The sequence below is a fragment of the Kitasatospora sp. NPDC040550 genome (assembly GCF_055594965.1).
Map to the genome: position 1 here is coordinate 166,289 of NZ_JBVIWC010000021.1, position 9,721 is coordinate 176,009.

Sequence of the window (9,721 nt, forward strand, 5' to 3'; positions counted from 1 at the left end):
GCCGACCGGCCGACCGGCCCGTCCGCTCCTGAGCGAAAGGCCGTCCGATGGCCCCTCGTCTGTCCGTCGTCGTCCCGATCTACAACGTCGAGCGCTACCTCGCGGAGTGCCTGGACTCGATCGCGGCCCAGACCTTCGCGGACTTCGAGTGCGTGCTGGTCGACGACGGCTCGACCGACGACGGCCCGGTGATCGCCAAGGAGTACGCCGCCCGGGACCGACGCTTCCGGCTGGTCCAGCAGGAGAACAAGGGCCTCGGTGCCGCCCGCAACACCGGCTGGCGCCACCTGGCCCCCGGTACCCAGTACCTGACGTTCGTCGACAGTGACGACACCCTGCCGCCGCACGCCTACCAGCTGATGATCAGCACGCTCGACCAGACCGGCTCCGACTTCGCCACCGGCAACGCGATGCGCCTGCGCACCACCGGCCTCACCCCCTCGCACGCGCACCGCCGCCCCTTCCGCGAGACCCGGCTGCGCACCCACGTCAGCGAACTGCCCGCCCTGGTCACCGACCGCACCGCCTGGAACAAGGTCTACCGGCGCACCTTCTTCGACGCCGCGGGCATCCGCTACCCCGAGGGCATCCTGTACGAGGACGCCCCGGTCAGCGTCCCCCACCACTTCCTCGCCGAACGGGTCGACGTGCTCTCCGAGCCGATCTACCACTGGCGGGTCCGCGAGGACGGCAACCTCTCCATCACCCAGAAGAAGACCGACCCGCGCGGCCTGATCGACCGGGTCCGCTCGATGGAACTCGTCCGGGAGTGGCTGCTCTCCCGCCCCGAAGCCCTCTTCACCGAGCAGTACCTGCACGCCTACGACCGGAACTGCCTGGCCGAGGAGATCCCGATGTTCTTCTGGTCCATCCCGGACGGCGACCGCAACTACTGGGAGGTCTACCAGCGGCACGTCAGCCGCCTGCTGCACGCCATCGGCCCCGAGCGGATCGCCGACCTCAACGGCCAGCTGCGGCTCAAGTACCGGCTCACCCAGGCCGACGCGATGAACCGCTTCATCGCCGTCCAGCGCCTCCACCGCACCGTCCGGCGCGCCCGCCAGGCCGCCCAGGCCGTGCGCCGGGGCTGACCGGGACGGCCTCGGATCGTCGGCTGCGCTGCGGCTGCGGTTGACCGGACGGGCCTCGGGCCGTCGGTTGCGGCTGACCGGACGGGCCGCTCAGCCGACCGTGGGCGCCGTGAGCCGGCGGACCAGGGTGACCAGGGCGGCCCGGTCCGTCGCCGGGTCCGCTGTCGGGTCCGCCGTGCTGGCGAGCAGCAGCCGGACCATCTGCGGCAGCGTGAACCACGCGTTCACCAGGCCGATCACCGCGAACATCAGCCGCGCCGGGTCCAGCTCCCCGGCCACCCCGCCGCTGCGCTGTGCGGCGGCGACGGCGGCGACCTTCTCCCCGTAGTGCGCGGTGCGTTCCGGCCCGGCCGCCAACTCCTCGGACTCCGAACCGCGTTGCAGCCCCTCCCAGGCCAGCAGCCGGGAGAAGTGCGGGTGGGCCGAGTGGTAGTCGAAGACCCGCCCGGCGTAGTCGCCGAGGTCCAGCCCGGCCGCCGGGGCGAGCGGCACCGCCTCCGCCAGCTTGCCGAGTTCGGACGTCAGCACGGCGGAGAAGAGCTGCTCCTTGTTGCCGAAGTACTGGTAGATCCGCTCCTTGTTCACCCCGGCGCGGGTCGCCACCCGGGCGATCCGGGCCCCGTCCGGGCCGAACTCGGCGAACTCCTCGACCGCGGCGTCGAGGAGGAGCTGCTGCGTGCGTGCGGTGTCCCAGGCCATGGCCCAAGGGTATCCCAAATTTCCAACCCAATGGTTGGACATCCGCGTCCGCGCGTGCCAAACTCCAACCGAAGGGTTGGAGATGAGGTCTCCGCCCGCTCACCAAGGGGAGGACCCGCGCCATGACCACCGACACCATCACCCCAGCAGCCCCCGCCCGCACCGCTGCCGCGGCCCCCTCGGTCCACCGCCGCGCCCTGCTCACCTGGCTCGCCGTCTACCCGACCATCACCGCCGCCTTCCTCGTCCTCGGCCCCCACCTCGGCAGCCTGCCCGTGCCGCTGCGCACCCTGGTGATGACCGCGCTCGTCGTCCCCGTCGTCGTCTACGCCCTGATGCCCCTCCTGCTCAAGGCGGAGACCCGGCTCGCCCACCGCCACACCGGCCGGAAGTAGGGCGGGCCCTGGCGGGCCCGGGCCGGTTCCGGGCGGTCCTGGCGGGTCCTGGGCGGTTCCGGGCGGTCAGCCCCTCCGCCGCACCGGGGTGAAGCGGACCGGGGTGCCCGGGCCGGCCTGGGCGGCGGCGGCCAGCGCGGCCGCGGGGACGACGCCGATGACGGGGTAGCCGCCGGTGGTGGGGTGGTCCGCGAGGAAGACCACCGGGCGGCCGTCCGGCGGGACCTGGACGGAGCCCAGGACCATGCCCTCGCTGGGGAGTTCGCCGTCCCGGGCGCGCTCCAGGGGCGGGCCGTCCAGGCGCAGGCCGATCCGGTTGCTGGTGGGGGAGACGCGGTAGCCGGAAGCGGTCAGGGCGGTGCGGGAACCGGCGGTGAACCAGTCGTCGCGCGGACCGAACAGCACCGGTAGGAGCAGCGGGTCCGGTGGTGCGGGCGTCGGCACCAGGTCCACGGCGGCGGGCGGGCCGGCCGGCTCACCGAGCGGCAGCACGTCCCCGGGGGCCAGCGGAGCGGGGCCCAGCCCCGACAGCAGATCGGTCGAGCGGCTGCCGAGGACCGGCGCGGCGGCGACCCCGCCCGCGAAGGCCAGGTAGCTGCGCACGCCCCGCGTCGCGGGGCCCACGTCCAGCAACGCCCCGGCGGGCAGCCGCACCGGGGCGCCCCAGGCGGCGGGCCGCCCGTCGACCCGTACGGCGCACGGCGCTCCGGTCACGGCGACCGTCACCGCGCGGTCCACGCGCAGCGCGCAGCCGAGCACGGTGGTCTCCATCGTGGCCGCCGTCGCGGGGTTGCCGACCAGCCGGTTGGCCAGCCGGTGGGCGGGCTGGTCCAGGGCGCCGGAACGCGGCACGCCCAGGTGCGCGTGCCCGGGGCGGCCCAGGTCCTGGACGGTCGTCAGCAGGCCGGAGCGGGTGACGGTGACGGTCATGCTTCCTCGTTCTCCTCGTTCTCCTCGTTCTCCCCGCCGACCTCGCTGGCCTCGCTCATCTTTCCCGCTCGCGCTTCTCCGCTCATGCCTCCCCGCTCATGCTTCCTCGCTCATGCTTCCTCGATCACGAAGCGGACCCGAGCACCCGGGCTGAGCAGGGCGGCGGGTTCGCGGGCGGGATCCCACAGCACGGCGTCGGTGTGCCCGATCAGCTGCCAGCCGCCGGGGGAGGAGCGCGGGTAGGCGCCGGTGTAGCGGCCGGCGAGGGCGATCGCCCCGGGCGGTACGGCGGGCCGCGGCACGGCCCGCCGTGGCACCCGGTACCGCTCGGGCAGGCCGGTCAGGTAGCCGAACCCGGGGGAGAAGCCGCTGAACGCGACCCGGAACTCGGTCGCGGAGTGGATCCGCGCGACCTCCCGCTCGGCGACGCCCCACAGCGCGGCGACCTCCGCCACGTCGGCGCCGTCGTAGCGCACCGGGACGGTCACGGTCCCGTCGGTGCTCGTCCGCAGCGGCGGGACGCGCCAGCCGGGCAGTTCGGCGGCCAGGGCGTCCGGATCGGCCACGCCGTCGAGCAGGACGGTGCGCTCGGCCGGCACGACCTCTGTGACGCACGGGAACCCGGACGCCGTGCGGCGGCGCTGGAGTTCGGCGTGGAAGGCGATCGTCTCGTCGGCGCCGTCGAGCTCGACCAGCAGCGCGTCCGGGCCGACCCGCAGGACTCGCAGGTTCATCCCGCGCCTCTCCCCGCCCGGTCCGGCACGCCCGCGAACGCCTCGACGCGGACCCCGGCCCGCCACAGCGCCGTCCGCACCCGCTGGGCCAGCTCGGCGGCCCCCGGGGTGTCGCCGTGCACGCACAGCGAGCGGGCCCGCAGCCGGATCCGCTCGCCGGTGCGGGCGGTCACCTCGCCGTCCCGGGCGATGGCGACCGAGCGGGCGACGACCGCGTCGGGGTCGTGGAGGACGGCGTCGGGTTCGCGGCGCGGCACGAGCGTGCCGTCCGGGGTGTAGGCGCGGTCGGCGAAGGCCTCGGCGACCGCCGGCAGTCCGGCCCGCCCGGCCGCCTCGTGCAGCCGTGAACCGGGCAGCCCGAGGACCGGCAGTCCGAGGGCCGGCAGCCCGAGGGCCGGAAGCGCCGACGCCGGCCCGGCGAGGCGGATGCCGCGGACCACCGCCTCCGCCTGCTCCTCGTCGTGCACCGTCCGGTTGTACAGCGCGCCGTGCGGTTTGACGTACGCCACGTCCGCTCCGGCTGCCCGGGCGAACACCTGCAACGCCCCGATCTGGTACGCCACTTCGTGGGCCAGTTCGTCGGGCGGGACGTCCATCGCCCGGCGGCCGAACCCGGCGAGGTCCCGGTAGGAGACCTGGGCGCCGATCCGTACGCCCCGGGCCGCGGCCAGTTCGCACACCCGCTGCATGGTGCTCGGGTCCCCGGCGTGGAAGCCGCAGGCGACGTTGGCGCTGGTGACCACGGACAGCAGGGCGTCGTCGTCGGTGAGCGTCCAGCGGCCGAAGCCCTCGCCGAGGTCGGCGTTGAGGTCGACGACCGTCGTGGGGGCGCCTTCGGTGCTGTCGGGCGGTGTCACGCCGCGCCGTCCGTCATCGCGCGGACGATCACCGCGCGCGCGTCGTCCAGGTACCTGGTCAGTTCCACCTCGGCGTCGTCGATCTCGCCCGCCTCCAGCAGCCCGGCGAGCGTCTGGTTGCGGCGCAGGAACGGCTCGTGCAGCCCGCTGGCCGACGGGACGGCGGCGAAGGCCAGGCGCAGCTCGGCCATCAGGCGGGCCATGCACTCGTCGATCCGCCGGCTGCCGGCGATCCCCGCGATGGCCTGGTGGAAGTGCAGGTCGGCGGTGCCGACGGTGACCCAGTCGCCGAACGCCTCGGCGGCCTCCGCGCGGGCCAGCGCGGTCCGCACCGCGGCCAGGCGTTCGGGTGTCGCGCTGCGCAGGGCCCGTACCCCGGCCGTCTCCAGCGCGAGGCGCAGGGTGTAGATGTCGGCGACGTCGGCCGGTTCGAGGACGCGGACGAACACGCCGCGGTTGAGCTCGTGCACGACCAGCCGCTGGTCGGCCAGCAGCCGGAAGGCCTCGCGGAGCGTGTTGCGCGAGACGGTGAGCGCCTCGCCGAGCGCCTCCTCGGAGAGCCGGGTGCCCGGGGCGAGCCGGCCCTCGGTGATGTGCTCGCGCAGCACCTCGGCCACGCGTTGGGCGGCGCTGGCGCGTTCGATGCGACCCCGGTCGGCCGCGAGCGCGTCGAAAACTCCGGTCACGTTCCACCTCCTGAACTCTTGTCGGATTGTTCCACAATCCCCTAGCCTCTCGGCAACCCCCGAACGGTCGCGGTCCACCCAACCGCGACCGCCTCCGCCCCGGGGTGCCCAGGCGGCCACCCGTAGGGCGGAGGTCCTCTGAAAGGCGGTCAGGAACATGATCGTTCTTGTCGGCATCCTCGTCGTGGTGGCCGGGTTCGCCACCCGGCGGAATCCGCTCCTCGTCGTCGGCGCCGCCGGCATCCTCACCGGACTGCTGGGCGGGATGAGCCCGTTGAAGGTCCTGGAGGCCTTCGGCACCGGCTTCGCCTCCAGCCGCTCGGTGACCCTCTTCGCGATCACCCTGCCGGTGATCGGCCTGCTGGAGCGCCACGGCCTCCAGGAGCAGGCCCGCACCCTGATGAACAAGCTCGCCAAGGCCAGCGCCGGACGCGTCCTCGCGGTCTACCTGGTGGTCCGCCAGCTCACCGCCGCCTTCGGCCTCACCGGCCTCGGCGGACCGGCCCAGGCAGTCCGCCCGATGGTCGCGCCGATGGCCGAGGCCGCCGCCGAGCGCCGCCACGGCACCCTGACCGACAAGGCCCGCGAACGCCTGCGCTCCTTCGCCGCCAGCGCCGACAACGTCGGCCTGTTCTTCGGTGAGGACTGCTTCCTCGCCGTCGGCTCGATCCTGCTGATCACCGGCTTCGTCAACGCGACGTACCACACCGACCTGGAGCCGGTGCAGCTCGCGCTCTGGGCCATCCCCACCGCGGTCTGCGCCACCCTCATCCACGGCGCCCGCCTGCTGCGCCTGGACCACACCCTCGCCCGGGACCTGCCCGCAGCGCCCCCCGGCACGGCCACCACTGCAGCCACCACAGCCACCACAGCCACCACAGCCACCACGGCCACCACTGCCGCCACCGCCGATCGCATCGAGGGGAGCACCAAGTGATCAAGGTCGAGTGGCTGTACTGGCTGGTCGGAGCCGTCTTCCTCGCGATGGCCGCGCAGATGGCCGCAGACCGCGGCAACCCCAAGCGGTACGGCAGCGCCGCCTTCTGGGGCCTGCTCGGTGCGAGCTTCGTCTACGGCTCGTGGGTCGCCGACAAGACCGCCCCCGCCGCGCCGCTGGGCGTCGCCGTCCTGGCGATGATCTGCCTGGCCGGCTTCGGCTTCACCGGCCGCGGCACCCCCACGGCCGCCGCCCCCGAAGAGCGGGCCGCCTCCGCCGCGCGCCTGGGCAACCGGCTGTTCATCCCGGCACTGGCGCTCCCGCTGGTCGCCCTGGCCTGCGGCACGCTCCTCAAGGGCGTGCACCTGGGCGGCGGGGTGCTGCTGCAGGCCGGCAGCGAGACGCTCCTCGGGCTCGGCATCGCCTCGCTCGTCGCCCTGGGCCTCGCCCTGCTGCTCACCCGCGAACGCAACCCCGCCGTCGCCCTGCGCTCGGGCCGCGGGCTGCTGGAGGCCATGGGCTGGGCCCTGCTGCTGCCCCAACTCCTCGCCGTCCTGGGCTCGATCTTCCAGAGCGCCGGCGTCGGTGCCCAGGTGGGCAGGATCACCACCCACTTCCTCCCGGACGGCAGCAAGTACGCGGCGGTGGCGGTCTACTGCCTGGGCATGGCCCTGTTCACGATCATCATGGGCAACGCCTTCGCCGCCTTCCCGGTGATGACGGCCGCGATCGGCTGGCCGGTCCTGGTGACCCACCTGCACGGCAGCCCGGGCGTCGTGCTCGCGGTCGGCATGCTGGCCGGCTTCTGCGGCACGCTCGTCACCCCGATGGCGGCCAACTTCAACCTCGTCCCGGCGGCACTGCTCGAACTCAAGGACCAGTACGGGCCGATCAAGGCCCAACTCCCCACCGCAGGGGCGCTGTTGGTCTGCAACATCGCCATCATGTCGCTCTTCGCGTTCTGACCCGCCCCGCCCGCACCCCGCCCCGCTTTCAGAAAGGCGGCCCCATGACCAGGGTCCTGCTCACCGGCTTCGAACCGTTCGGCGGCGCCGACGTCAACCCGTCCTGGGAGGTCGCCCGCCTCGTCGCCGACAACCCGCCCGAGGGGCTCCTGGTCACCGCCGCCCGACTGAGCTGCGTCTTCGGGCAGGCGGCCGAGGAACTGCGCACCGCGATCCGCGACGGCGCCCCGGACCTCGTCGTCTGCCTCGGCCAGGCCCTCGGCCGGCCCGACGTCACCGTCGAGCGCGTTGCCATCAACGTCGACGACGCCCGCATCCCCGACAACGCCGGGCGGCAACCGGTCGACCGGCCCGTCGTCCCCGGCGGCCCTGCGGCCTACTTCGCCACCCTGCCCGTCAAGGCCTGCGTGGCCGCCGTCCGGGAGGCCGATGTACCCGCCTCCCTCTCCCACACCGCGGGGACCTTCGTCTGCAACCACGTCTTCTACGCCCTGATGCACACGCTCGCCACCGAACACCCCACCGCCCGAGGCGGGTTCGTCCACATCCCGGCCCTGCCCGAACAGGTCCTCGACGGCTCCGCCCCCGCCCTGCCGGCCGACCTCGTCGCCCACGCCCTGCGCGCCCTCCTCACGGCAGCCGCCACCCGCGCGGTCGACCTCCGCGTCCCGGAGGGCGCGACCCATTGAGGCCGGGATTGCCGGACTGCGGGGCCCGGCCGGTCAGGCGTCGAGCACCTGGCCGGGGCGCTTGACCACCGGGTCCTGCGCCGACCACGGAAACTCGATCCAGTCGTCGGTCCGCTTCCACACGTACTCGCACTTCACCAGGGAGTGCGACTTCTCGTAGATCACGGCGGAGCGGACCTCGGCGACGTGGTCGAGGCAGAAGTCGTGCACCAGCTTCAACGTCTTGCCGGTGTCGGCCACGTCGTCGGCGATCAGCACCTTCTTGTCGGTGAAGTCGATCGCGGCGGGGACCGGCGCCAGCATCACGGGCATGTCGAGGGTCGTGCCCACACCCGTGTAGAACTCCACGTTCACCAGGTGGATGTTCTTGCAGTCCAGCGCATACGCCAGCCCGCCCGCCACGAACACGCCACCCCGGGCGATGCTCAGGACGAGGTCGGGCTCGAACCCGTCGTCGGCGATCGTCTGCGCCAGCTCGCGCACCGCGCGGCCGAAGGTCTGGTAGTCCAGGATCTCTCGCACATCAGTCACGCTGTTCAGTCTCCTGGAGAGCGGGCCGAGCGGCGAATCCGGCACCCGGTTCGTCCAGCCACGCCCCCTGGCCGTCGGCCGTGACGGTCAGCCCGAACCGCTCCGGCCCGGGGCGGTCGGCGCCCAGCCACCACCGGTGCGCGGCCTCCACCTCCTCCCAGACGCGGCGGGGACCGTGCTGCCACACGGTGTAGCGCTCGGCGCCGCGGGTGCCGTCCCAGTCGACGGCCGCCCAGGAGCCGCCGTCGGTGGTGGCCACCCAGAGGCGGGTCTCCACGCCCTCGACGTCGGGCTCGTGGTGCCAGGCGTACCAGAGGTCGCCGAGGCGGAGGCCGAGCGCGAACTGGGTCTCGACCGGGGAGTCCGCGACCGTCCATGGGTCGAGGGCGGTGGTGGACTCGACCGGGACGTGGTCGTCCATGACCACGTCCCGGAACAGCCGCAGGTCCCGCCGCTGCGTCCGCATGAGCATGAAAGCGCTGTCGGCCGAGAAACGGCCGGAGGCCGTCCCGTCCTCGCCGACGGTGAGGCGCAGCAGCCCGCAGTGGCTCCAGTCGTCGCACCAGGGAGTGAGGATGACGCCGCCCGGCCGCGTCTGCTCGACCCAGGCGTACGGAACGCGCTGGACCGCACAGGTGGCCACCACCCGGTCGTACGGAGCCCGGGCGCCCCAGCCGAGAGCTCCGTCCCCGCAGACGAGGGTGGGGGAGTAGCCGTTGGCCTTGAGGCTGGACCGGGCGAGCCCGGCCACGGCGGGATCGATCTCGACCGTGGTCACGTTGGCATCGCCCAGCCGGTGCGAGAGGAGCGCGGCGTTGTACCCGGTGCCCGCGCCGATCTCCAGCACACGCATCCCCGGTGCGAGGTCCAGGAGTTCGAGCATCCGGAAGACGATCGAGGGCGCGGAGGCGGAGGAGGACGGCCAGGCGTCAGCCGGATCGGACGGCTCCTCCCCGTCGTTGACCTGCGTCACCACAGGCACGTCCCCGTAAGCAGCGGCGAACCACCGCTCGGGCTCACGCCCACGCTCGCAGAGCGTCAGGGCCTCGTCGTCACCGGACAGCCAAACCCGGTCGGGCAGGAACCGATGGCGGGGGGGGGGGGGGGGGGGGGGGGGGGGGGGGGGGGGGGGCGGGGAGGGGGGGGGGGGGGGGGGGGGGGGGAGGGGGGGGGGGAAGGGGGGGGGGGGGGGGGGAGTCGGTGTGTG

12 protein-coding genes are annotated in these 9,721 nt (G+C 73.8%); 5 read left to right on the plus strand and 7 right to left on the minus strand.

Annotated features, from left to right (window positions below; translation table 11 throughout):
* Positions 1-47: 47 nt before the first annotated feature.
* The gene (locus ACZ58X_RS28255; RefSeq protein ID WP_470336405.1) at positions 48-1,091 is read left to right on the plus strand and encodes a glycosyltransferase family 2 protein; all 1,044 of its coding nucleotides are present in this window, start codon (positions 48-50) and stop codon (positions 1,089-1,091) included.
* Positions 1,092-1,181: 90 nt separating this feature from the next.
* Here the strand turns inward: ACZ58X_RS28255 and ACZ58X_RS28260 are convergent, their stop codons facing one another.
* On the minus strand, positions 1,182-1,790 hold the full coding sequence (locus tag ACZ58X_RS28260) for a TetR/AcrR family transcriptional regulator (protein ID WP_470336406.1): 609 nt from the start codon (positions 1,788-1,790) through the stop codon (positions 1,182-1,184).
* 122 nt (positions 1,791-1,912) lie between these two features.
* Between ACZ58X_RS28260 and ACZ58X_RS28265 the strand changes: the two genes are divergently transcribed.
* Positions 1,913-2,185: a hypothetical protein gene (locus ACZ58X_RS28265; protein ID WP_470336407.1), complete on the plus strand. Its 273-nt coding sequence runs from the start codon at positions 1,913-1,915 to the stop codon at positions 2,183-2,185.
* Positions 2,186-2,251: 66 nt separating this feature from the next.
* Here the strand turns inward: ACZ58X_RS28265 and ACZ58X_RS28270 are convergent, their stop codons facing one another.
* The 4 genes from ACZ58X_RS28270 to ACZ58X_RS28285 all read right to left on the minus strand — a co-directional run bounded on the left by ACZ58X_RS28270 (position 2,252) and on the right by ACZ58X_RS28285 (position 5,392).
* A complete protein-coding gene (locus ACZ58X_RS28270; RefSeq protein WP_470336408.1) occupies positions 2,252-3,115 on the minus strand; it encodes a 5-oxoprolinase subunit C family protein in 864 nt (287 codons plus the stop codon).
* Between the two features lie 110 nt (positions 3,116-3,225).
* Entirely contained in the window at positions 3,226-3,849 is a 624-nt protein-coding gene (locus ACZ58X_RS28275) for a 5-oxoprolinase subunit B family protein (protein ID WP_470336409.1), read from the minus strand.
* Positions 3,846-4,706 (minus strand): LamB/YcsF family protein, encoded by an 861-nt coding sequence (locus tag ACZ58X_RS28280; protein WP_470336410.1) that lies wholly within the window; start codon positions 4,704-4,706, stop codon positions 3,846-3,848. Before ACZ58X_RS28280 ends, ACZ58X_RS28275 begins: the two co-directional genes overlap by 4 nt.
* Positions 4,703-5,392 carry a GntR family transcriptional regulator gene (locus ACZ58X_RS28285; protein WP_470336411.1) on the minus strand — a complete coding sequence of 230 codons (690 nt, stop codon included), beginning with the start codon at positions 5,390-5,392 and terminating at the stop codon, positions 4,703-4,705. The genes ACZ58X_RS28280 and ACZ58X_RS28285 overlap by 4 nt, the downstream gene beginning before the upstream one ends.
* Before the next feature lie 157 nt (positions 5,393-5,549).
* Here ACZ58X_RS28285 and ACZ58X_RS28290 point away from each other — a divergent pair, with 157 nt between their 5' ends.
* From ACZ58X_RS28290 to pcp, 3 genes are read left to right on the plus strand one after another with little or no spacing between them, the layout of a single operon-like run.
* A complete protein-coding gene (locus ACZ58X_RS28290) occupies positions 5,550-6,329 on the plus strand; it encodes a DUF969 domain-containing protein (RefSeq protein WP_470336412.1) in 780 nt (259 codons plus the stop codon).
* Positions 6,326-7,294 (plus strand): DUF979 domain-containing protein, encoded by a 969-nt coding sequence (locus ACZ58X_RS28295; RefSeq protein WP_470336413.1) that lies wholly within the window; start codon positions 6,326-6,328, stop codon positions 7,292-7,294. The genes ACZ58X_RS28290 and ACZ58X_RS28295 overlap by 4 nt, the downstream gene beginning before the upstream one ends.
* Positions 7,295-7,338: 44 nt before the next feature.
* On the plus strand, positions 7,339-7,983 hold the full coding sequence (gene pcp, locus ACZ58X_RS28300) for a pyroglutamyl-peptidase I (protein ID WP_470336414.1): 645 nt from the start codon (positions 7,339-7,341) through the stop codon (positions 7,981-7,983).
* A gap of 33 nt (positions 7,984-8,016) precedes the next feature.
* On the opposite strand, the gene ACZ58X_RS28305 is transcribed toward pcp, so the two are convergent.
* Together ACZ58X_RS28305 and ACZ58X_RS28310 are read right to left on the minus strand one after the other, a co-directional pair.
* Positions 8,017-8,514 (minus strand): phosphoribosyltransferase, encoded by a 498-nt coding sequence (locus ACZ58X_RS28305; RefSeq protein WP_360238628.1) that lies wholly within the window; start codon positions 8,512-8,514, stop codon positions 8,017-8,019.
* Positions 8,507-9,487 (minus strand): methyltransferase domain-containing protein, encoded by a 981-nt coding sequence (locus ACZ58X_RS28310; protein WP_470336415.1) that lies wholly within the window; start codon positions 9,485-9,487, stop codon positions 8,507-8,509. Before ACZ58X_RS28310 ends, ACZ58X_RS28305 begins: the two co-directional genes overlap by 8 nt.
* Between the last annotated feature and the right edge of the window lie 234 nt (positions 9,488-9,721).

Coding starts and splice junctions, on each gene's coding strand:
- ACZ58X_RS28265 (WP_470336407.1), top strand. CDS start 1,913: ATGACCACCGACACCATCACCCCAGCAGCCCCCGCCCGCACCGCTGCC.
- ACZ58X_RS28275 (WP_470336409.1), bottom strand. CDS start 3,849: ATGAACCTGCGAGTCCTGCGGGTCGGCCCGGACGCGCTGCTGGTCGAG.
- ACZ58X_RS28255 (WP_470336405.1), top strand. CDS start 48: ATGGCCCCTCGTCTGTCCGTCGTCGTCCCGATCTACAACGTCGAGCGC.
- ACZ58X_RS28260 (WP_470336406.1), bottom strand. CDS start 1,790: ATGGCCTGGGACACCGCACGCACGCAGCAGCTCCTCCTCGACGCCGCG.
- pcp (WP_470336414.1), top strand. CDS start 7,339: ATGACCAGGGTCCTGCTCACCGGCTTCGAACCGTTCGGCGGCGCCGAC.
- ACZ58X_RS28290 (WP_470336412.1), top strand. CDS start 5,550: ATGATCGTTCTTGTCGGCATCCTCGTCGTGGTGGCCGGGTTCGCCACC.
- ACZ58X_RS28270 (WP_470336408.1), bottom strand. CDS start 3,115: ATGACCGTCACCGTCACCCGCTCCGGCCTGCTGACGACCGTCCAGGAC.